This is a genomic window from Tannockella kyphosi, from assembly GCF_021054785.1.
Lineage (GTDB): Bacteria > Bacillota_I > Bacilli_A > Erysipelotrichales > Coprobacillaceae > Tannockella > Tannockella kyphosi.
The window spans coordinates 1,642,233-1,667,285 of sequence record NZ_CP088239.1 but is presented as its reverse complement, the minus strand read 5'-3'; the positions used below and the strand labels follow the sequence as shown (position 1 = coordinate 1,667,285).

The following is a 25,053-nucleotide window of genomic DNA, read 5'->3' as shown; positions in this document are numbered from 1 at the left end:
ATGGCTAAAATTAGAAACATAGTAAAGGTAATGAATTTCCACTCTTTATTACGTGTGGATAGTGCTAGAAAAAAAGCAGAAAAATACTTTTTACTACAAGATGAAATAACGATGATGATTGATCAGATTATTTATAATAAAAATCTGATTGTTGATAAGAAAATTTTAGCGCCAAGAAAAACAGGAAAAAAATTAGTAATTTATTTTGGGAGTGATCGAGGTTTTTGTAGTAACTACAATAGCCAAATAGGTGATTATATTTTAGAAGATACTGATTGTGATAAGGTATTATTAGGTACTAAACTATTTCGTTATGATCGTGAAGCAAAGATACGTTTAACTAGAGAAGAGTTTATGGCATCGCCACAAAAAGTATTTGATTTACTTGGAGAAATTGTTAATAACCCGGAATATAGTGAAATACATGTTGTATATAATCGTTATACATCAGTAACTGATATCCGTGTGGATAAACGTATGATTTATCCAATTGATTATACTGAAAAAGAAAACGTTGATTATTATACCGACTTCCAATGGGAAGGTGATGTAGATGATATTTTACGTAATCTAGTAAAACTATATTTAAGATATCAAGTTAAGTTATGTGATTTTAATACAAGTGCAGCAGAAAACATATTAAGACAAAACACAACTAGTGAATCTTTAAAGAAAATAGATGAATTAGATGAAATTCATACAAAAAGAGTCCGTAAAGAAAAGAAGGTTAAAGAGTTTAGAAAAGTTATCGAAACACATTCTAAAGCTAAACAACAAGGAGGGTAATTATGGAAGAAGTAATAGGAAAAATCATTGCAGTATCCGAATTGAGCGTTACTATTCTAGTAGATGAAGATGTAAAAATTAAAAGACAGGACGTTTTGTACTGCTATTCTAATGAGGAAGCATCTAATTTTGAGGTAATGGAAATTCGTGGAAATATGATAACAGCAATTCCTTTTGGTAGTGTTGTTGGATTAAAAAAAGGTTTAGATGTATATGCAAAAGATAATGGATTAAGTATTGAATATTCTGATGCTATGCTTGGAAAAGTATTTGATTCTTATGGAAATCTAATTGATGGTTTATCTATTGAAAACCCTCAAACTAGAAATATTTATTCTAGAAACTTAAACTTAGAAGAAATTGATATTGAAGGGGAAGTTTTATGGACAGGTATTAAAGTATTAGACTTCTTTGCACCAATGCAAAAAGGTTACAAAATGGGGTTATTAGGTGGTGCCGGTGTAGGTAAAACAGTATTAATTAAAGAATTAATTAATAATGTTTACAAAGGATTTAACTCTAACTCTGTATTTGTAGGGATTGGAGAACGTTCAAGAGAAGGTAAAGAATTATATGATGAAATGGTAGAAGCTGATTTATTAGATAAGATGAGTATTGTTTTTGGTCAAATGAGCGAGAATTCTACTTCTAGATCAAAAGCAGTTTATTCAGGACTAACATTAGCTGAGTATTTAAGAGATGAAAAGAAACAAGACGTATTGTTATTTATTGATAATATTTATCGTTTTGTACAAGCAAAATCAGAAATCAACTCAGAAATGAAAAACATGCCTATTGAAAATGGGTATCCAGCAAACTTAGAAAGTGATGTTTCTGATGTAGAAGAACGTATTAACTCTACAGGTAACGGAAGTATTTCATCATTCCAAGCTATTTATATTCCTGCCGATGACTTAACTGATAGTGCAGTACAAACAATCTCTTCTCATATGGATGGACAAATTGTACTTAGTCGTAGTGTAGCAGAAAAAGGAATCTATCCAGCAATCGATGTATTCCAAACATATAGTAAAATGATTGATATTGAAAAAGTAGGGGAAAGACATTACAAATTAGTAGAAGATGTTATTCGTCACTTAGCTAGATATGGTGAATTAGAAGAAATTATTGCGGTATTAGGTATTGAAGAATTATCGAAACAAGATAGAGAAATATTCTATCGTTCAAGAAAATTAAGAAACTACTTTACTCAACCAATGTTTGTAGCAGAAAACTTTACTGGGATACCAGGACAATTTGTTCAAGTTGTGGATATTTTAGATGATGTAGAAGCTATCTTAAAAGGTGAATATGATCAATTAGATGAATCTAAATTTATGTACATTGGATCATTAAAAGGTTAATCGTATGAAAGAAAAAAAAGAAGAAGTAGCTGCAAAAAAAATAACAGCATCTATTTATGATTTCGCACATGGCTTAACAGTATTTGAAAATGTTATTGCTGTTCGAGTGAAAAATAAGGATCATCGATTCTTATTTATGACAGATCATACTCCTGCATTAGGGGAAGTGGATGGAACAATTACGATTCTTGAAGAAGAAGTAGAAACAGTTTTAGAAGGTGTTAAAGGATTTTTTGTACATAAAAAAAATGAATTCCGCTTTATCCAAGATGATTTAGAAGAAAGTCAACTTATCATTAGCGGAGTAGACGATAGAGAGAGTGATGACTAATGGAAAGTGCTACAACTGTATATAATGCAATTGCATCTTGTAAAGAATTTATTCTTTTGGTTACTATTGTTACATTAGTAGCGGTTTTCTATTTCTCTAGAGATGTAAAGAAATACAATATTCAAACAAGTAAAAAGAAAGTAATAGGGATATTTTTCTTATTAGGAAAAAAAGATACTGTAAAAATAAGTGTTGCTTTCTTACTGCTTCTATTTATTATTAGTTGCCCAATTAGATATGCACCATTAGAAATGGTACATATATATTTGTTTTTAATTTTAGTTGTGTTTGAAATAGTACTAAATTTACCGAAACTACGTAGTATTGTTACTTTAGTAAATAGAATTTTACAAGGTGTTTCATTGGTTTTGTTTAGTATTATGTTAGATTACATTCAAAATGTTAGATTTGATCAAAGATTTTTCATTATTTATATAGCAGGTTCTATTGTAGTGATATTATATAGTATTTATTTCTTCACTGCAGAATTACAAATTATTTCAAAAGGGAGGGTTTTAAAAAATGACGCGTAGTATACAAAAATTTATACCAATATTTTTAATACTCTCTTTTTCATTTTTTGTAGCAATGATATTTTTATTTTTAGATAGTACGAATGCATATGATTTAGAAAATGATGCTTATCAAGTTATCTTAGGAATGAAAGTAGAATATGATTCTGGAATAGAGTTTGTCTATGATGATGTTGGAGCTACTTATGAGGGAGCTGACGTATATGAATACCTAGATACTAGTCCATTATATATGGTGGATGAAAGTTATATGGTAATGCCTGATTATACGATTTATGTAGATGCTAGAGGTATCTATTATTATCAAGTGCCATGCTTTACTGAAGTAAATTATGAATCTGGTACCATTATCAATGGTGTTGGTGTATCAGGTGGATTTATTTATGATGGTCAAAATACTTATACTTTTTTAGATGAAATGACTGTAAGAATTAACGGAGTTGATACTGAGTTAGGAAAATATTCAACTGTTTCTTTAACCGTAGATGGATTATATAGTTTATATAATAAAACGGATGAAACAATGGAGTATGGATATATCTATACTTCTACATTAGAAGCTTCTTGTAGTGATTATTCAGTCGATTTATTAAATGATATTTTATATACTTCAAACAATGAAAAGATATTATTGTTCGATGATCCAGAATTGTTAGATGTTATAGAATAGGGTGTGGGGGATAACTTAAATGAAAAAAATACTGGGATTTGCAGCATTTATAGTAATAATGCTGATATTTGTTTTAAATAACACAACTACGATCTCTTCTTATGTAGAAGAGGATGGTTTTGTTATGCCTGAAAGTAAGATAGATGAATATATGATAGATATTACTTATAATGATGCTGATGATTTTGATTTGGTAGAAATTGATGAGTTTGATTATATCTATGAAAAATCTAGTAGTTACTATACTGAAGAAGGAACACAAATTGATTTAAGTTATCCTGCAATTATTAGAGATGGAAATGCAATCAAGTTTATCAACGGAGGAGCATATTTAATTTCTGATGAATTTGAATTTGCTGCAACAGTAGATGGGACAACAATTGCTAGCCAAACTTGTTTTAATATGGATGGTGGAGTTGTTGATGACAATACATATATTTTAGCACAATTAAGAAATGGTTTATTTGTAGCTACAACTGATTTTGTGATTGAAACACAATTAGAAGAATTTACTATTTCTAAAAATGCAATAGTATATTTTGATGATGAATTTATTAATGTTTATAATTATGAAGATGGTAGTTATGAGTTTTTAGCAATTCGTGGATTACAAAATGCTACCATTACTTATGATGATGTTACTTACCAATATTCTGATTTTTATGATGATTTATATCAAGTTGTAGAGTTGGTAAAACAAGAAATTGAAGAAGAAGAAATTTTAGAGAAAATAGAAGAATTAAAAGATATAGCTGAAGAACCTTTGGATACAGCGCTAAAAGAAGCAGAAGAAGTTGATGCCCCTGAAGATCCACCAGAAATAGAAGTTGTGATAAAAGAAGAATCAGAAGAAGAAGAAGAAGTCACAACAGAAACGGTAGAACCACAAGAAATTCCATACGTTAAACCAGAAGTTACTATTGAAAATCTTTCTACATGGGTTTATACGGTAAATGGTGATATTGAAATTGATGACCCAGCTAGCAGAATAGATGGAAGTGTTACATTCTATGTTTATAATGAGTCTGGAACTTTAGTGTTAAGAGATCAAACAAAGAAATCGGGAATTTTTTCTTTATCGAGTTTAAATCCGGATACAACATTCTATATAGAAGCTTATTTTACATATTATAATGAATATAACATTAAGGTAACAGAACAATGTCTAGATTTAACAGCTATTACAACATTACCTTTTGAAGGAAATATATCAGATGTGTATTTAACTTTTGAAGAAGATTCTATTCTTTATAGTAGATCTATGGGAGTTGTTGATTTTACGATGGAGAATACAACAGATTATGATCCAGATGATGATTCTTTAGAAAATTTCTATAAAGATGTACTACCATATGTATATACAATGAACTTCATCTTTGAAGATCAAGAGACAGGAGAAATCATTACTTCGAAAGTCTCGAATAGTACAATTTCGAATTTAAGAAGTGGATCTGTGCTTGATTATGTTACTTCTTCGGATTTAGAACCGAATAGTACTTACTCATATTATGTTGTTGCATATGACCGCTATGGAAATGAATTTACGCTTGTTCCTGAAAATGATGGAGAATATACAACATGTAAAGAGGCTCCATCCGTAGATATTTCAGTTAGTTCAAGAAGTACAGAAGAAGTGGTTTTAGAATTAAGTTTAAATGATGATTATGAAGCAATGACTTCAGATGTATATACTGTAGTTATTATGTATGCTGGGGAAGTGGTAGAGCTAGAATACACATTAGATGATTTTACATCTTCAGGTAGTGAAGTAGAAGTTTCAGCTTCAAATACTGGAAAAGTATATCTTACTATTACTAATTTACCGTATTCTTCAACAGTAAGTGCTTATGCATATGGAAGTTATAACCTAGAGGATAATCAAGGTGATCAAGAAGATATGTTGATAGGTGAATTATCATTTTATACTGCCTCTATTCCAGTTGGGAGTATTACTTACAATAATGAGTTTATAAACATTGGCGGTACTACTGCAACTGTTACAATGTCTCTTTCTCAAAATTCATCGTCAAGTTTAATTACTTTATTAACTGATTTTACAATGTATTTTGAAACTGATGGACAGTCTTTATCATATACATATACAGATGACATGTTTAATAGTGTAAATATAGAACAAAACTATGATGAAGAATTAGGTGCACTAGTTATTGTAGAAGGTGACGAAAGTGAATCAACACCACGGGTATTACTATATGCTTCAAAAGAAGCATTAGAAACAAATGGTGTTTGGCAAACATTCTTAAATAGTGGTTTATATGGTTCAAATGATGTTAATGCAGGGACAATATCTGTTGAATTATTGCAGGGCACATTATTAGCTGCTTCTGTTTATGAATATGAAATGACTAGTATGGCAGATTTAGGATCTAATGCGTTTAGTGTTACAACATCTGTTACGGATGATGAATTTGAAACATTAAAACAGGAACCAACTATTTATTATGAAGATTATTTTATTGCAGGTAGTATTTTAGAAATCTATAATTTGGAAGTTACTGATATTCATGATGTCATTACAGATGGTGTGTATTCAGCACAATTATATGAAGATGGGGCTTTAGTAAATACGATTACTCTAAATGTTAGTACAGTGGAAGATATTCGTTTTGACTGTTTATCAGAAGGGCATGTCTATACCCTTGCATTTGTAGCAGAAGAATATAATTTAACTTTTGATGATGATTTATTACAATCACAAGTTGTTATAAAAGAATTTTCTTTTAGTTACGAAGAAGGATTAATAGCAGCAATAGAATTATATAATGTGTCATATAACTACGATACTATTAATACATCAGGTGATTATGGATATGTTGCTAGTAGTGTGGATATTCAAGAAAATGCTGGATATAATGTTTCTACTAACGAAGTGGAAGAAGAAGGTTGGGATGAATATTTTACTACGGATTACTTAGAGTATAATTGTAATAGTAGTTATTATAGTACTTTTGTGAATTTTGGTGATTATGCAGAAGTAATATATATTGCTTTCTACTCTTATGATGATAGTACCGGTGTATACACACTTGTAGGTGAGCTTTCATCTACTGTGCAAAGAACAGGTATGGTTTCAATTAGTAATTATATTTCTTCCTCACAATTTAATTATAAAACAGCTACACACATTCGTGTAACTGGATTTATGGATAACCTAGAAGAAGCTTATTATTATCAATACACTGAAGAAAATGTGGATACAATACTTGATATTAGTGTTGATTCTTCTGACTTCGTTTTAGATGTTCAAGTTGGAGCGGCGAGTGCCGACTATACGAGTGCAACCTATTCTTCAACAGGATACCTAGAAGTTACGGCATCTGAGTTTTTAGAAATAAAATCATCAGTGACTTATCGATTGTATTTTTATGATGAAAATTACAATTATCTAGCAACAGAAAACACATTTTATAGTGGTTCTCACGGAACGGCACAAGTACCTTCGGGTGCAGCATATGTTCGAGTGATGCTGGATACAACATCATTAGGAGGAACATCTGTATTTAGAATGGGACGATTGTCACAGACAGATACACTTTATGGAGAAGATTCTATATCGACTCAAGCTACGTTACATTGGACTTTAGAAGATACTCGAGATGATGCTTTCTTCTTATTGAATGAATATAATTCAGATACGACATATACAATTACGAAATATGAAGCAGAAATTGTTACAGGACAAACATATGAAACAAGTGATATTTCTTATGAACATATTGAGACATTAGAATATGATGGTACTGGTAATATAGATGTTGATATCTTCTCTACGGAGACGGTAAATAGTAATAAAGCATATAAATATGAGATTTCAATAGAGTATCATGGACGTACAGTAGTACTGGATTCTGTTACATTTGAAACCGATAATACTATTAAATTCATTGATAGTATCAATGATTTTGAAGAAATTGAAATGGATCGTTACGCTACTTACTATGTAGTTAATGATATTCGAGAAGATGAAGGAACTACAACCAATTATATTTATTTTGGAGGTATATTAGATTTCCAAGGATATTCTATTACTTTAACTCGTAGTGGTACAACAAATGAAGCGCTTTTCCAAGATTTATATATTGGAGGAGAAATAAGGAACGTAGAAATTATTATTGAGGATGGAGATGTTTGTCGAACATTCTTAAATACAAACTATGGAACGCTAAGTAATATTAAATATACAATTAATAAGAGCATTGATTCCCCAGTTTTATCTAACTTAATTGATAATAATACGCAAAATGGTGTTATTGATAATTTCATTATTGAATTTAATGGGGATACTTTCTTCTATAATGAAGAAGATGGTGAAAATAGTGCAGTATTTGTACGTTATAACAACGGAACGATATCAAATGGTTATATTTATAATACGGATGAAGATGCATCTGTATACTTACATGATAATGCGGGTGTTTTAACGTATTATACTACAACTAATTCTGTTGTAGAAAATGTGTATGCTATTTGTGATATTTCTAGTAACTATGATCAAGCTTCTGATGAAACATGGTATTCTGGAGTTATTTCAGTGGATGGAGAGGGCAGATTTACAAATATTTTTGCTGTTTCTACTAGATATGAATTCTATTATGATCCTAGTGGTGTGATTATTGATATGGGATTCACTAACGAAGAAGATCCTCTCTTTAGCTCACTTTCAGGAAGTATTCATTTTGATGATTCTTTTGAAAATGTTTATTTACTTTCTGAATATCAAACATATGAAGTTATGTATAGTGAATATATAGAAGTAGAAAACTTATATGATTCAGAATGGTATGATATTGCATTTAACGAGGATAACAACTTTATTGTTGATGAAATGGTTAGCCAAGGATTCTATCCAATACTTGATTTAGATAGTAGTATGTATGATAAACAAGTATACATAGAATTACCAGAATTAGACACTGTAATTAGACCAGAATATTTATATTCAACAATTACATTAGAAACTTTAGAATATACTACGATGGAATTTGTTTTCTATAATCCATCTAATACTTATATTAGTTCTGTTAGTGTGGATGGCTTAAATGCATCTGTAACAACGCAAGCACTTAGAGATGACTTCTATATTGTTACTGTAAAGTTATCAATGGATACAACTGATCCTAATTATATTGATGAATATACACTGGAGAACTTTGTTTATAGTTCAGGTAGTTTATCAGTGGAAGTGTCTGTAAATCAAGCACTTGATGTTTCATTCTATTATTCAATTGATGAAATAAGTGACTTTGTAGAAATGGAAAATCATACGACATGGAATTTCAGGTTAACTTCAGATATTGATTTTGCTGATTTTGATGGAAACTGGACTAATGAAGTATATGTTAGTAATACTTTCTATGGGACATTTGATGGTGGTATTTATAATGCTTATGGTGAGTTAACAAGCAACAATTATACAATCAAAAATATTGATTTAACTTCATCACAATTTAGTGGTTCTGCACTACTATTCTATAAACTACAGTATGCTACTATTTCTAATATTAATTTTGAAAATTTATCTTGGGATAAAGAATCAGGTAATGATACGGGTATTATTTTCTATTCATATTATTCAACATTAGATAATATACATTTTGATACAGTTGATTTTGTTTCCAATTATGATGGCTGTACTTTAGCAAGACAAGTTTGGGGATGTACCATTACTAATTGTAGTGCTAGTAATGTAACATTAACAAATGGTTCTTTAGATTCTCCGTATACTGCGGGTGGTTTAATTGCAAATACAAATTATAGTATAATATCTAATTGCTATGTTCAAGATTTTTATATTTCAACACATGATTTAGATCTTACACAAACAATGGCTATTGGTGGAATTGTTGGTAATGCATCAGGTGGTTCTATAGAAAACTGTTATGCTGTAGGTCGTATCGAAAACCCTTCATATAATGGAGGAATTATCGGACTTGGGGCACCAATTATTACAAATTGTTGGACAGATGTTCTAATTGTGGCTAGTGGAGACTTTAATGGAGGTATTTCAGGAAGTTCTTCGGCAGCTTATGTAACGGACTGTTTAGCATTAGGAAGTATTGTTATTATGCAAGAAGAGCCAACTTATACACATAGAATTGCTGCTATTGATAACTGGTATTATGCAGATAACAATTACGGGTATGAAGGACAAACAATAAACAGTAATGATCCTGGAGCTGATTATACAGATGGTATTTTAACATATGAAGAATTACAAGTTGAAAGTACTTATGTTAATACGATTGTTATGGGTTCTGAATTTGATTATAGTGAAGTTTCTGATGCATTATTACCAAAGCTTTATGATACAAATGGTGAGTTACTTGATAATCAGGTAGATAATTATGTAAATAATGGTTCTATTAATATGCAAATTACTGACGCTGAATATAACAATCAATACTATGTATCAACTATTCGAATAGAACATGAAGGGTATTATATTGATGAAGAGATCTACCCGGTTATTATTGATGGAATGGCTGAGGCTAATGTAACGTATACTACAAATTCGAGTGGAACTGCAACTGTTGTATATATTGAATCTACAAAAGAGAGTGCATTTGACTTATATCTTATTACAGCTACTTTAATTTCTAATACTGATTCTAGTGATCTGGTTGAACTAGTATCTGTTGTTGACTATGGAATAACTGTATATTGGACAATAGGGTCTACGGATGAATGGTACAATATTATGAGTGACCATGGATATACAAATGAAAATATTCAAATCACAAGTTCAATTGATTTCGCTGAATATTATGAAGAAGGTTATGACGTACTTGATGGCTTATCATTAAATAGACTTGATGGTTTATTAAGTTACGATGGAAGTAGCTTGGCTGAATTAAAAAATATTCAGTTAGATGATACAACGGATGATAATTTAGTAAGTACTATCTATGCAAGCTTTAGTAATATTACTATTAGCAGTTCAACAATAAATTCTACTTCTACTAGTGCACAGTCTAATATTGGTTTTATAGGAGTAGTGCAAGGTACTAGTGACAACTTAGTTTTCACAGAGAATTCAATATATGTTGAAAACGCTAATTCAACAAATGCAGGTATGATTTCATCTGCTTATGGCCTTATTAGCAATGTAACAGTCGATACTGTTACAATTAAAATGCATACATATAGCGATATTTATCGTTCCGTTTATACAGGGGCTGTAGTTGGTTATACAACTAGTGGTATACAAAATGTAACTGCTAGTAATGTGACAGTTGAAGTGGAAAACGGGTATCGTATTGGAGGTATTGTTGGCTATATTAATAAAGTAGACACATCCTTAGTAGATTTGAGTTCAATTTCAGTAGATAATGTAACAGTAACAGGTGCGGCATATGTTGGTGGTGTAGTAGGGAGTAGTAATAATATCTCTAACTTATCTATATCTGCAACAAATGTAAAAGTTAATGGGATGTATCATACAGATGGCTTAAGTGAAGACTTAGAAGCGTTAGGTTATCGTATTGGTGGTGTGGCAGGTTATACTTCAACAACGATTAGTAACGATGATTTAACTGGGTATTCCATCGATGGTATTAGTGTCACAGGACAATATCAAGTTGGTGGTGTTGTTGGGCATGGTACAGTACGTGATGCTGATGTTCGAGATATCACTGTTTCTGGAGTAAGAATGGTTGGTGGTATTGGAGGATATGTATCTGGAGAAACATATTATTTGAATGTCTATGATGTAGATGTTACTGCAAGTGAAAGCTATGCAGGAGGTATTGGTGGACGAACTTATCAAATGTTCTATACTTATGTCTTTGATAGTGATGTGCAAGCTGCTCAATATGCAGGTGGTTTAAGTGGTTTTATAGGGAACTATACATATTCAAACGATTCAATATCTCAAGCGTATGGTGCAGTTTATTATTCAGCAGTTTTAGATACGAATATAACGGCAACTAGTGGTAGTCATGCTGGTGGTTTGGCAAGTTATATTTATTCTTATGGATCTAGCATATATAGAAGCTTTGTAAGTGATAGTATCATTTATGCAGAGCAAGGATATGCTGGAGGATTAGCAGGAGAAATAACAACAGAAACAGTTCAATATAGTTATGTTACTGGTGGTAGTGTAACATCTAATTCAGGTGACTATACAGGTGGATTGATTGGATTAGTGGATCATTTCTATTTGAATGACAATGAAAATTATAACGGGCAATTCTATAGATCATATAGTGATACTACTGTTAGTGGGAATGATTATGTTGGTGGTATCTTTGGATATTATCGTACAGACTATACAAGTCCTACAACAACATATCGTTACTTATTTAGTTTGGTGAACTATAGTGATGTTTCTGGTAATGATAATGTTTATGGTGTTGGTTATGTTGAAGATGATGTTACAGAAAATGGATATTCAAGTTTAGATTGTATTTATCCTACTCATTATGGAACAATTGTAAGTTATGATGAAGTACTAATTAATGGATCTACTATTACTGAAAGCCAAGTTTCAAATGTAACAGAAGAGGAATTCTCATTAGTTTCTTTCGAAGAAGTTAGTAGTTATTCATTTGTAAATAGTGGTGTATCAACTGGTCTTAATTACTCAACATCTTATTTCTTAAGTTACCTTCCAAACACTGGATCTTTAGGAAGTTTTGACATTATTTTAACAAAAGATACCGATTCTAATTATGTGTTAGAGTTTAATAACATTAACTTAACAGGAGATTATACATTTGTTATTACAAATGGCTCTACTACAATAACAGAAACATTGAATGTAGCAAATAATTCTGCAAGTTATACTTGGGGAACTTCTGTAAGTAATGACTTTACAGTAACTATTAAAGATAGTACTGGTACTACATTAACTAGTGAGTTCTTTAACTCAGATTCTAATACAAGTTACTCATATGTAGATATTTTAGTAGATGGAGTAGCATCAAATTATAAATCAAGTACTAGCAATGAAGAAATCACATTAACTGTTAATGATGATGATGATGATGGAACTGGAACATACACTTGGTACCGTTTGTATGATGGACAAGGTTACAGTGAATCAACGAAAGTAGATGTAACAAGTTTTGCGGCTGGAAATAGTTTAACAACGGATATACCAGGTATTTATTTTGCAATAAATACTGCGGAAAATCCTGATGTTCGAACAGAAATGTTTGTTTATGAAACTTATTTATACACACCAATGATTTCATCTAGTACAACGTCATTATATCCATATCAATCAGGATATACTTATAGCCAAACAACAGGTATTTCAAATACGTATAGTGGTAATTTAGTATTTAATGGGACTGCTTTAGCTATGATAAGCAGAGATTCAACAGATAATTACACACCTATTTCAATTAATATAGCAGCCACAAATTCACTCTTTAGCATGTTGATGTTAAATGTAGTTGATTTACCAGATTATACAGTTTATGCTTCGGGAATCGATAGTATAAATATTGAATTTGATGATAGTGTTGCTTATGAAGATGATACGAATAACTATCAAATTAAAGTAAGTAGTGGTGGAGATACAGTGACATATGATGTTACTGGTCGTGTTATGACCTTATCTTATGATTTTGGGGATGATATAACGATTACTCTAATGAACGGAAATGAGGAAGCTACTACTAATTATGAAGTGGAAGATTTACAATCACTTATTTCAACTTATGGAAACAACTTCTATTATTTATCAGTTGAAGGTGTTACGGATAGTTCAGGTGAAACGATAGTCGGAGACTTGGTTCATATTTTTGATGATTATGCACTTGATAGTGAAGGTAATGTTTATGATCTTAGTACACAAACTATTATTGAAACAATTGATAATAACTTGATATTGAAAGATTCTGTTGCATTGTACGAAAGTGAGTATGAAGGTAATAAATTATATACATATTCAACATTTACATATAATCAAACAGAAGCTCTAGTTATTGATGAAGTGATTTTTGTTAAGAATGGGAATGTGTATGGTTTTGATGGAGATGCAAATAAAACGAGTGTTAATTTAATTGCAGATAATTATAATGATGAAGTTTATAAGGTATATGTAAATGGAAATGGAAGTTTAATTGATTTAAATGATACTTTACATATTCCTGAAGGAATTGATTTAACAGGCATTGTTGAAATAACAGATAGTTTTGACCAAAGTGCAAATGTTCACGTAATGTTGATCCGTTATGAAACTGGAGAAGTTATCGCATTTGATTATTCTACTGGTGAAGAAATAGAACTATCAGAGAGTACATCTATTTCACTTATCGGTTATGCATGGAATTTAATCACTGGTGTATTTAGTAGTGATGATTCTGATGATGTGGATTATGGTGCATCTTATGAAGATAGTCAAAATATGGAAGATGCTATTGAAGATGCTAGTCAGTCAGATATAGATGCTATTCAAAGTGATAGTACAAGTGGTACTAGCGGTTCATCAAGTGGTGGAACAGTCTCTATTTACAATGAAGAAGTATTATCATTTGAAACTTATTTCATAGCTGAGCTTATTAGCACAGCTAGTGAAGAAGTTACAAGTGTGCAAGAAAAAATAGAAGTAGCCAGTGAAGCAGGTTACCAAGGAACATTAAATAACCTTGTAGTAACAACATCTTATGTTAGTGAGGCAAAAGATAATACAGTAAATATTGTTATCTTTGCAGTACTTTCAGTTAGTGTTGGAGGATTATTGGTGTACTTGAAAAAAAGTAACAAAGAAAAAGATATTCTATAGAAAGTGAGGGTATTATGTTAACACAAGCATTATTTGTAATGTTTATCGCACATTTCTTAGGTGATTATATTTTAACTACTGGGGAAATTGCAAATGGGAAATCATCAGAATACTATTACACTTTCTTACATTGTGTATTATATACTTTGATTCATTATGCAGGGTGTTTGTTTTTAGGAATTACAGTGGCTAGTTTTATGCTAGCTACTGTAATATCCTTATCACATGCAATAGTGGATTTCATAAAGTCGTATATTACAATTAATAAAGATGAGTTAATGGCAAAAGGGATTGGGTTTGTTAAATATGGTAAGTTTTTATACATGGCTGATCAACATATTCATTATTTTTTAACATTCTTATTTTGTGATATGTTTGCATCACAGTTAGGTGTTAGTAATGTGAATATAGAGGTTTGTAGGTATATTTTGTTTTTTGCTATTATGTGGCAACCAACCTATGTTACCTATCGAGTATTAACGAATACAGGTTATATGATAGGAAATCCTTTTGAAACAAAAGATAGTTTATTAAAGATTTATATTTTAGTAATAGGATTATGTTATGTTATCAATCCATTATTAGTGATACTTCCAATAGTGATTTATTTTGTTTTCAATGATAAATTGAAAAACAAAATAAAACCAAGTGCATTATTAATGGGGTTAATAATTAGTGTTTATGCGAGTTTTTGGTTAGATTTTTTCATGTCTTTATAAGTGGGAGGAAAGAAAGATGGAACAAGAAATCAATGATTTACAATTATTAATTGGCTGTGAAGCAGCAACAGTATGGATGGTAGAAGGAGATGTTATTTATCCTTATATTTTATTTGGAGAACATACAGATGGTCTAAGAGATTTAGAATTACCAATAGGACAAGGGTTATGTGGTAAATGTGTTGCAGAAAATATAGAAATTATAAGCAATGATTTAGTGAATGATCCTAGATGGTATCAAAAAGCAGATAGTGCTACTGGATTTGTTAGTAAAAATATTATTTGTTTACCTATTATTGTTCAAGAAGAAGTTTATGGTTGTGTGCAATTATTAAACAAAACTGAAGGTGATTTCACAGAAAAAGATATTTCTATTTGTAGAGATATTGTTGAATTAATTTGTGACAAATTATAGAAATGAGAATACAAAAACTAATTGTTTGTGTTTTTATAGCTTTGATTGGAAGTTTTTGTTCTTATAGTAATGTTTTTTACTATTTTGATCAAAAAGTTCAAGATGCTGTATATCAAGAAGAAAGTGCTATTAATACAAATATAAAAGTAATTAAAATTGATCAAAAAACATTAGATACACTAGGTACCTTTGGTACTTGGGATCGTAGTGTATATGCTCAGTTAATTGAAATATTAGATACAGAATATGCACCTTATTTTATTGGTTTCGATATTTTGTTTTCAGGAACTATTTCTGAAGATGGAGATCAAGCGTTTGTAGATGCTGCTAAGGATTTTGGTAATGTTGCTGTAGTTAATTTAATATCTTTTGAAGATACGATAACAGAAGTAGAAGAAGCAGTTATTAATGTAGATAATATGTCTGTAGAATTTATTGAAGAACCTTTTAGTGCATTACAAGAAGTAACATTACAAGGATTTTCTAACGCTATTATTGATGATGATTCTGTAGTTCGTAGATCTTTATATAGTATTGATTATGAAGATAGTACTTATTATAGTTTTGCAGCTATTTTAGCTAATCAAATTGCTGAAAATACAGGAGTAGAAATTCCAGAAATAAATATGTCTAGTAGTAATGTATTTGGTTTTTCTTATGTTGCTAAGAGTTGTACCTATGAAGAAGTATCTTTAATTGATGTATTAGATGGAACAGTAGATGTTCGTAGTTTTAAAGATTGTTATGTATTAGTTGGAGCACATGCATCAGGGATGCAAGATGCTTATAATGTTGCAATAGAAATGGATACGCAGATGTATGGAGTAGAGATTCATATTAATATTGCTGAATCTATTTTAAATGGAAGTACAGTATTAACAATAGATAGTTGGTTACATAGTTTGATTTTGTTTGTTTTCATATTTGTTTCTAGTTATTTAGTAATGAGTTTCACTGTTCTTAAGGGAGCAATGACTACTGTTGTTATTAATATTATTTATTTTATAGCTTGTAAGACTTTATATAATAATGGATTAAGTATTCCATTATTAGTACTACCAGTAATTAGCTTTTTAGTATGGGTACTTTATACAGTATTTAGTTACTTTGTGGTAAGAAAAAAACAAAGAGAAACGATTCAAATGTTTGAAACTTATGTATCTCCACAAGTAGTAAAAAAAGTAATTGCAAACAAAGAAGACTTAGAACAAGTAAATAGTCAAACAAAACATATAGCTGTATTATTTATTGATGTTCGAGGATTTACTACACTATCTGAAAGATTATCACCAGAAGAAGTAGTAGACATATTAAATGGTCATTTCAATATTATTACCAATGTTATCTTTGATAACTTAGGTACAGTAGATAAGTTTATGGGTGATGCAGCAATGGCTGTCTTTAATTCACCATTTGATGTAGATGATTATATCTATCGTGCAGTGAAATGTGCAGTAGAACTAAGAGAAGCATGTAAAGAAAGTAATAAATATACGTTAGAAAAATACGGACATCCCTTTATGGTAGGTGTCGGTGTACATATAGGAGAAGCAGTCGTTGGTAATATTGGTAGTGTTAGGCATTTAGACTATACGGCTATTGGTGATACGGTAAATACTGCATCTCGTTTAGAATCAAATGCGCAAGCAAATCAAATACTAGTAAGTCAAGAAGTAGTAGATGCCCTAGGAAATAGAGTTATTTTTAATGCTTTAGGATATAAAAAATTAAAAGGGAAACAAGAAGAAACATTACTTTATGAAGTAGTTTCTTTAGGGGAGTAATTTTTATGAAAAAAATAATAAAACTAACAACAATGCTTGTAGTAGTTCTATTTTTAGTAGCTTGTTCATCAAATGAAGAAACAGAAGAATTTGTTTATACAATGGAAGTAATAGAAGTATCAGGAGATGTCCTTGTACAAAGAGATGATATCGATGATTTAGAAGCGTATGAAGGTATGCTTCTAGAATCAGGAGATGAAGTGAGTGTATCTAGTGATTCTTATTTACGTGTATTAATTGATGGTGATAAATATATTTATGTGAAAGAAAATTCATCTTTTTGTTTAAATAGTAGTGGAGATGAAACAGATTCAAATACAGAAATAGTATTATCATCAGGAACTATTATTAGTGAAATACAAGAAGATTTAAGTGATGATTCTAGTTATGAAGTAACTACTCCTAATGCTAGTTTTGGTGTTAGAGGTACTATTTATGGTGTTGAAGTAGTAGAAGAACAAGGAGAAACATGTTCTACGTTATATGCTTTAGAAGGATATGTATTAGCTAGTTATACGATCAATGGTGTAACAGAAGAAACTTATGTTGGTCAAGGATATAGTTTAGAAATTACCAGTGATACAGTTACTAAATCTGAGTTAGTGATAGAAGATATAAATGAAGAAATGTTTGCTTTCATTTATCAAGCAACAATGAGTGGAGCACAAGGAATGTGTTTTACTAGTTATGAAATAGAATTAGAAGCACAAAGTAGAAACTTAGATAAAGGTGATTATTATTTATTGTTTGTTTCAACCGATGTAGAAGTAAGATATTATTACTTTAGAGCAGGAGAAGAAATAGATTTTGATAGTATTACTTTTGAAAATTATAATATTTTAGGTTGGTATACAACATGGAATTGTGAAGAAGAATATTCTTTAACAACAATGCCAGAACAAGATTCATCTGTTTATGCTTTATTAGAAAAAGCATGGGATGGATATATGCTTAATATTGTTTACCAAGATGGTGTTAAATTACAAGTAGCAGTAGCTGAAGGAACACTTTTTAGTGAATTATTAGATTATCGTAGTGGAATAAGTGTAGAAGAATTCTATGCTGATGTTTCTTTAGGAGAGTTTTCATTGTTCTTAGAAGAAGCTTCTATGCCTGCAATTGATTTTTATACAATTTATGCTAAAACTAGTGAATAGTTATGATGAAAAATAGAAAATATGTAATTATAGGTGTTGTTTCTATACTCTTTATCATAGCAATAGTGCTTATTGCATCTATTTCTAATGAAGAACAAGAAGTTGTTCAAAGAATAGAAGTAACAGAAATAACTGGTGATGCTTTACTCCAACGTGGAGAAATTGATGATCTCGAATTATATGCAGGTATGTTATTAGAAAGTGGAGATGTATTAACAGTTGGTAGTGATGGTTATGTTAGGTTGTTAGTAGATGAAGATAAATATATTTATGTATCACCAAATACAACCCTACAATTAGAACCAGCACAAGATAGTATGGAATTAGTATTATTAGAAGGAACAATTATTAATGAAATAATGGTAGATTTACAAGAAGAAGAGTCTTATGAAGTAACAACACCAAATGCTAGTTTATCTGTTAGAGGAACTACATTTGCTGTAGAAGTTTATAAAGTAGGAGAATTGTATTATACCAATATGACAACTTTAGAAGGAACAGTAACTAGTTATTTAGTAGATGAACAAGATAATTATCTACAAGAATTATCAGTAGATGCTGGTTATGTAGTAAAAATAGAAAGTATTCAAGAAGAATATGTAAAATATGTTGTTGAATCAAACAATGAAAGTGAATTGTGGGAAATTGATCTTACTACAATGAGTCAAGATATGTTAGATTTACTAACAGAATACTTAGCAGTAGGTACAAATGAAATTATCATTTCTAGTGAATCACTAACTTCGGAATTACAAAGAAGAGAAGAACCAGAAGAATATATACTAACAACAGTTATATTTGATGAAGAAACGGAATATACGTTAACTGAAAATCAAATAATGGAGATTGATATAGAAGAAGTAACAGGTTATACATTTATAGGTTGGTACCTAGAAGATAGCTATGAAACGGCCTATACTTCGACCTCTATGCCAGCTAGTGATATTACACTTTATGCTAAGTATGACAAGACAAAATACACATTAACTCTTGATAACGAGGGAATAAAAGATGTTGTATCCTTGGCTCAAAGTGATACAATAGAATTGTCTAGTCCAACTAAAACAGGGTATACATTTTCAGGGTGGTATGATAGCAGTGGTACAAAGTGGCAAAGTGGTGACACAATGCCAATGAAAGACATTACTTTATATGCATCTTGGAAGGAAAATGAAGTTGGCAAATACACACTAACAACAAATGATGGATCAAATACAACACAAACAACCTATTCTTACCAAGAATCGATATCCTTAACAACACTTACAAAAACAGGATATACATTTAATGGTTGGTATGATAGCAGTGGTACAAAGTGGGTAAGTGGAGATAAAATGCCAAACAATGATTTATCATTAACTGCTAAGATGACAATCAATAGTTATACATTAACTTTAGTAGATGATACCCAAACAACATCGAAAGTAAATTATGGAGAAACATTAGAACTAGAGACTTTAACAAAAACAGGATATACATTTAACGGTTGGTATGATGCAAATGGAAATGAATATACAACCATGCCTGCATCCAATTTAACATTGACTGCAAGCTGGGAAATCCACACTTGCAATGTTGTGATTATTTCCAATATGACAGGATTTTTTGGTATGTCAAGTCCGGATATCAAAAACTATGGAACTAGTTTAGAGAGTGACGTAGAGAGTGCTGCACAATCACATTTGGCATCATTTTATAGCTATTTAGATAAAAATCCAGATCAAGATACAGAATATGATATGGTAGTAGAAGGTTATTATTCAACGAGTACGTATGAAGAATCTAGTAAGTTAGATATATCAACATTAACAGTACCTGACAGTAGTACATTTGGTATCTATATCAAATGGGTCAATGTTTCTGAATAAAAATATTTATTAAGTTTTATTAATTATAAAGCAGTAGAAAAATCTTAAAACACGGGAAGAAGGGATGAATTATGAAAAAGCAATTTCTAGCATTACTAACGATACTTATTGTAATAGGTGCTGGTGTAGGAGTTTACTTCTTTAGTAATTCTACATCAACTAACAATGATTCACAGGAAAGTTATCGTACTATAAAAGTGCTAGAATATGACGGGACAGCAACAATTGATAGAGAAGATATTGGAGAGATAAGTATCTATGATGGAATGCAACTAGTAAGCGGGGACAAAATTACAGTTGATCAAGATTCTTATGTACGTTTAGTGTTAGATGAAGATAAATATATTTATATTGAAGCAAACACTGTTTTATCTATTGTTGCATCAGGAGATGAAGAAAATTCACAAACAGAGATCATTGTTGAAACAGGATCAATTGTTAATGAATTAACAGCAGCACTTTCTGATGAATCTACTTATGAAGTTACGACACCTAATGCTAGTATGTCTGTTCGTGGAACAGTATTTGGTATAGATGTTTATATGGAAGATGGATTATATTATACGGATTTATTGACTTTTGAAGGGACTGTTGCTTCTTATTTAAAGAAGGATGATGGTACTTTAGAACAAGAAGTATTTGTTGAAGCTGGATATTCAGTTAAAGTAGAAAGTGAAGAAGCTGTCTATGTTGAATATGTACTAACTCCTATTGGAGAAGAAGAGTTATGGGAAATAGAGCTAGACGCTATTTCTGATAGTATGTTATCACTTTTACAAAAACAAACTTCAACAGGTGAAAAAGAAACTATCTTTGCAGTGGAAGAAGTTGAACAAGAACAAGAAAATCGTTTAGTAGTAAGTTATGATTTAACAACGGTTGTATTTGAACAACAAACTAGTTATGTTTATAACGAAAATGAAGAATTATCAATTACTACTCCAACAGCTACAGGATATACTTTTGAAGGTTGGTATAGTGATAATGAATATCAAACAAGCATTGAGTTAAACACAATGCCTAGTGAAGATATTGTAGTTTATGCTAAATTTGAAAAAATCAATTATACTGTAAACCTAAAAGATGAAGAAACAACATCTTCACTATCTTTAAACTATCAAGATACGTTAGAATTACCTACTCCTACAAAAGAAGGTTATACTTTTGATGGTTGGTATAGTAACGATACGCAATGGAAAACAGGTGATACAATGCCTGCGTCTAACTTATCATTAACATCATCATATACAATTAATAGTTATGTATTGTCATTAGATGGTGAAACACAAGATGTAGACTATGGTACAACATTAACATTACCTACTCTTGCAAAAGAAGGTTATACATTCAATGGGTGGTATGATTCAAATGATAATCAATATACAACAATGCCATCATCTAATGTAACATTAACATCATCATGGACAATTAATAGTTATGTATTGTCATTAGATGGTGAAACACAAGATGTAGATTATGGTACAACATTAACATTACCTAGTCTTACAAAAGAAGGTTATACATTTAATGGTTGGTACAGTGGAGATGTTAAATGGGAAACAGGTGATACAATGCCTGCATCTAACCTATCATTAACATCATCATGGACAATTAATAGTTATCAATTAAATGTTATAAGTAATTTTGGATCAAATGCATTTAACAGCGTTGGTAATTTTGATTATGCATCTTCATTAACAACAACAATTGAATCTTATGCAGATTCACATGGAAATAGTTATGCTTATGCTAATTGGTATTATATAGAAGGCTATTATACAGATGTTGATTGTACAGAAGCAATAGATATAAAAGATCTAACGATGCCAGAAGGTGGAATTGTAATTTTTGTAAATTGGAAACGTGTAGAGTTTACATTAACACTGATTAATGGTGAGAGTGAAGAAATAACAAAAGTAGCATATAATGAAACGTTAGAATTAGAAGTGTTAGAAAAAGAAGGTTACACATTTAATGGTTGGTGTGATTCAAATGATAATCAATATACAACAATGCCTGCTAAAGATCTAACACTAACAGCAACATTCACAATAAATGAGTATGAAGTTACTGTTGTCAATGTTCTTGATGGAAAAGAAGATGAAAATACATCAAGTAAGGATATGACTTATGGATCGTTAATAAGTGATTATGTAGGTACGGTAGCAACATTATATGAAAAAACATATGTGACATTCCAAAGTTACTATTACTACGTAGGTGAGACGAAAACAACAATCGATGACCTTAGCGAAGTGACAGTACCGGTAGATGGAATTACAGTTTATATTGTTTGGACTACAAATTCATATACATTAATTTTAGTTGATCAAGATGAGGAAAAAACAGAAAGTAAAGTTGTTTATGGAACAGAACTTAGTCTTTCGGATTTAAGTGATGCAAAAGAAGGTTATGAATTTAATGGTTGGTACAGCGGAGATGTTGAATGGGAAACAGGTGATACAATGCCTGCAAGTGATTTAACCTTAACAGCAACATTCACAATAAATGAGTATGAAGTTACTGTCGTCAATGTTCTTGATGGAACAAAAGATGAAAATACATCAAGTACGAATATGACTTATGGAACAACAATAAGTGATTATGTAGGTACAGTAGCAACATTATATGAAAAAACATATGTGACATTCCAAAGTTACTATTACTACGTAGGTGAGACGAAAACAACAATCGATGATATTAGCAAAGTGACAGTACCAGAAGGTGGAATCACAGTTTGTATTGTTTGGACTACAAAATCATATACATTAACTTTAGTTGATCAAAATGAGGAAAAAACAGAAAGTAAAGTTGTTTATGGAACAGAACTTAGTCTTTCGGATTTAAGTGATGCAAAAGAAGGTTATACATTTAATGGTTGGTGTGATGAGGATAAAGATAAGTGGCAAACAGGTGATACAATGCCTGCAAGTGATTTAACCTTAACAGCAAAATTCACAATAAATGAGTATGAAGTTACTGTCGTCAATGTTCTTGATGGAACAAAAGATGAAAATACATCAAGTACGAATATGACTTATGGAACAACAATAAGTGATTATGTAGGTACAGTAGCAACATTATATGAAAAAACATATGTGACATTCCAAAGTTACTATTACTACGTAGGTGAGACGAAAACAACAATCGATGACCTTAGCGAAGTGACAGTACCAGAAGGTGGAATTACAGTTTATATTGTTTGGACTACAAATTCATATAGGTTGGCTTTGGTTGAACAAGATGATAACGGAACAAAAACAACAGAAACTACAGTTGTTTATGGAACAGAACTTAGTCTTTCGGATTTAAGTGATGCAAAAGAAGGTTATGAATTTAATGGTTGGTGTGATGAGGATAAAGATAAGTGGCAAACAGGTGATACAATGCCTGCTAAAGATCTAACACTAACAGCAACATTCACAATAAATGAGTATGAAGTTACTCTATATGACACTGATAATAAGGTAATTGATACGTTATCTGTAACATATGGAGAAAGTGTAGTAACAGCTATCTTGGCTGATGATAGTATTGCTAATGAAATAGAAAAAACTAATTACAAATTTGTAGGTTGGTATTATGATGCAGAGTATGCGAATTCTTTATTAGTAGATGATACAATGCCAGCAAAGGGAGTTGAATTATATGGTAAGTGGGAACAAACGTACGCATTAACATACTATTTTACAGAGAAGCAAAGTGGTACTATTTATCTAATTGAAGGAGAATCTTTTCCTGAATCAATTACCACAGGTATAGAAAATAGTACGACGACAAATACGACGAACGATATTACTACTACCATTGAATATGTATTTGGTGGATGGAAAGATGATGATGGCACAGTTTATACAACAATGCCAGCATCTGATTTGACAGTAACAGCAATATGGTCGAGACTGTATACGATTACGTTTGTATCGGAATATGCAGATACGGCAGAATATGATTACAAATATTTAGCAGGTGAAACGTATGAGTTATTGCCAGTATTATCTAACTATATTGACACAACAGGTGATCCAGAGAATACTTATGTTTTTGTTGGCTGGTATGATGCTAGTGGGGATCAACATAAAATAGGTACAGTAATGGGTAACGAGGATGTTACGTTATATGCTTACTATGTAGCTTCTGCATCTCCAGTATATATGTATGATGGTTCTGATGTATTAGATATTGTATATGTGGAAACTGGAGAAGTGGTCGCTGATAAATTAACAACACCTACAAAAACAGGCTATACATTTGTTGGTTGGTATTTTGACGAGGACTGTACTGATGAAGAAGAGTTAAGTACTTGGAAAAAAGAATCAGGAGTATCTTTAAATGTTTATGCTAAGTGGCAAGCTAATACATATTATATTAACTATGTTGATGATGATGATGGAACAATTATCGATACTGCTGGTAATTATACTTATTCCGATACACTAGAAGTTGAACTAAATAGCAGTTGGTATTCGAATGGATATGTATTATCAAAATGGTATAATCCTGCAACTGGAATAACCTATTCAAGAGGTGATAAAGTACTAATTAGTGAACTTGTCGAAGGAGCAGTATTACAAGAAGATGGAAGATGGCTTATTACGTTGGAGACAACGTGGAGTTGGCATCTTTGGTAATTTAGATTTAAACATATAAAAAGTATCTAGACTTTAATAACT

General features: G+C 30.9%; 12 protein-coding genes. All 12 read left to right on the top strand.

What is annotated here, in order from left to right; translation table 11 throughout:
* The 12 genes from LRR82_RS08080 to LRR82_RS10905 all read left to right on the top strand — a co-directional run bounded on the left by LRR82_RS08080 (position 1) and on the right by LRR82_RS10905 (position 25,011).
* Positions 1-786 carry a F0F1 ATP synthase subunit gamma gene (locus LRR82_RS08080; RefSeq protein WP_249028924.1) on the top strand — a complete coding sequence of 262 codons (786 nt, stop codon included), beginning with the start codon at positions 1-3 and terminating at the stop codon, positions 784-786.
* A gap of 2 nt (positions 787-788) precedes the next feature.
* Complete coding sequence (locus tag LRR82_RS08075) at positions 789-2,150, top strand: ATP synthase beta subunit C-terminal domain-containing protein (protein ID WP_249028923.1); 1,362 nt, start codon at positions 789-791, stop codon at positions 2,148-2,150.
* Between the two features lie 4 nt (positions 2,151-2,154).
* Positions 2,155-2,481: a hypothetical protein gene (locus tag LRR82_RS08070; protein ID WP_249028922.1), complete on the top strand. Its 327-nt coding sequence runs from the start codon at positions 2,155-2,157 to the stop codon at positions 2,479-2,481.
* Complete coding sequence (locus LRR82_RS08065; RefSeq protein WP_249028921.1) at positions 2,481-3,014, top strand: hypothetical protein; 534 nt, start codon at positions 2,481-2,483, stop codon at positions 3,012-3,014. Before LRR82_RS08070 ends, LRR82_RS08065 begins: the two co-directional genes overlap by 1 nt.
* Entirely contained in the window at positions 3,004-3,684 is a 681-nt protein-coding gene (locus LRR82_RS08060) for a hypothetical protein (protein WP_249028920.1), read from the top strand. The genes LRR82_RS08065 and LRR82_RS08060 overlap by 11 nt, the downstream gene beginning before the upstream one ends.
* Before the next feature lie 19 nt (positions 3,685-3,703).
* A complete protein-coding gene (locus tag LRR82_RS08055) occupies positions 3,704-14,437 on the top strand; it encodes a GLUG motif-containing protein (RefSeq protein ID WP_249028919.1) in 10,734 nt (3,577 codons plus the stop codon).
* A gap of 14 nt (positions 14,438-14,451) precedes the next feature.
* The gene (locus tag LRR82_RS08050) at positions 14,452-15,156 is read left to right on the top strand and encodes a DUF3307 domain-containing protein (RefSeq protein ID WP_249028918.1); all 705 of its coding nucleotides are present in this window, start codon (positions 14,452-14,454) and stop codon (positions 15,154-15,156) included.
* 16 nt (positions 15,157-15,172) lie between these two features.
* Positions 15,173-15,571 carry a GAF domain-containing protein gene (locus LRR82_RS08045; RefSeq protein ID WP_249028917.1) on the top strand — a complete coding sequence of 133 codons (399 nt, stop codon included), beginning with the start codon at positions 15,173-15,175 and terminating at the stop codon, positions 15,569-15,571.
* Between the two features lie 2 nt (positions 15,572-15,573).
* Complete coding sequence (locus LRR82_RS08040) at positions 15,574-17,355, top strand: adenylate/guanylate cyclase domain-containing protein (RefSeq protein WP_249028916.1); 1,782 nt, start codon at positions 15,574-15,576, stop codon at positions 17,353-17,355.
* Between the two features lie 5 nt (positions 17,356-17,360).
* Positions 17,361-18,512 (top strand): FecR domain-containing protein, encoded by a 1,152-nt coding sequence (locus LRR82_RS08035; protein WP_249028915.1) that lies wholly within the window; start codon positions 17,361-17,363, stop codon positions 18,510-18,512.
* Between the two features lie 2 nt (positions 18,513-18,514).
* On the top strand, positions 18,515-20,380 hold the full coding sequence (locus LRR82_RS08030) for an InlB B-repeat-containing protein (RefSeq protein WP_249028914.1): 1,866 nt from the start codon (positions 18,515-18,517) through the stop codon (positions 20,378-20,380).
* Between the two features lie 71 nt (positions 20,381-20,451).
* Positions 20,452-25,011, top strand: a complete 4,560-nt coding sequence (locus LRR82_RS10905) for an InlB B-repeat-containing protein (protein WP_283162775.1) — start codon at positions 20,452-20,454, stop codon at positions 25,009-25,011.
* Positions 25,012-25,053: the final 42 nt, after the last annotated feature.

Bases quoted from the DNA above. Each gene is read 5' to 3' on its own strand.
- LRR82_RS08080 (WP_249028924.1), top strand. From the start codon at position 1: ATGGCTAAAATTAGAAACATAGTAAAGGTAATGAATTTCCACTCTTTA.
- LRR82_RS08075 (WP_249028923.1), top strand. From the start codon at position 789: ATGGAAGAAGTAATAGGAAAAATCATTGCAGTATCCGAATTGAGCGTT.
- LRR82_RS08070 (WP_249028922.1), top strand. From the start codon at position 2,155: ATGAAAGAAAAAAAAGAAGAAGTAGCTGCAAAAAAAATAACAGCATCT.
- LRR82_RS08065 (WP_249028921.1), top strand. From the start codon at position 2,481: ATGGAAAGTGCTACAACTGTATATAATGCAATTGCATCTTGTAAAGAA.
- LRR82_RS08060 (WP_249028920.1), top strand. From the start codon at position 3,004: ATGACGCGTAGTATACAAAAATTTATACCAATATTTTTAATACTCTCT.
- LRR82_RS08055 (WP_249028919.1), top strand. From the start codon at position 3,704: ATGAAAAAAATACTGGGATTTGCAGCATTTATAGTAATAATGCTGATA.
- LRR82_RS08050 (WP_249028918.1), top strand. From the start codon at position 14,452: ATGTTAACACAAGCATTATTTGTAATGTTTATCGCACATTTCTTAGGT.
- LRR82_RS08045 (WP_249028917.1), top strand. From the start codon at position 15,173: ATGGAACAAGAAATCAATGATTTACAATTATTAATTGGCTGTGAAGCA.
- LRR82_RS08040 (WP_249028916.1), top strand. From the start codon at position 15,574: ATGAGAATACAAAAACTAATTGTTTGTGTTTTTATAGCTTTGATTGGA.
- LRR82_RS08035 (WP_249028915.1), top strand. From the start codon at position 17,361: ATGAAAAAAATAATAAAACTAACAACAATGCTTGTAGTAGTTCTATTT.
- LRR82_RS08030 (WP_249028914.1), top strand. From the start codon at position 18,515: ATGATGAAAAATAGAAAATATGTAATTATAGGTGTTGTTTCTATACTC.
- LRR82_RS10905 (WP_283162775.1), top strand. From the start codon at position 20,452: ATGAAAAAGCAATTTCTAGCATTACTAACGATACTTATTGTAATAGGT.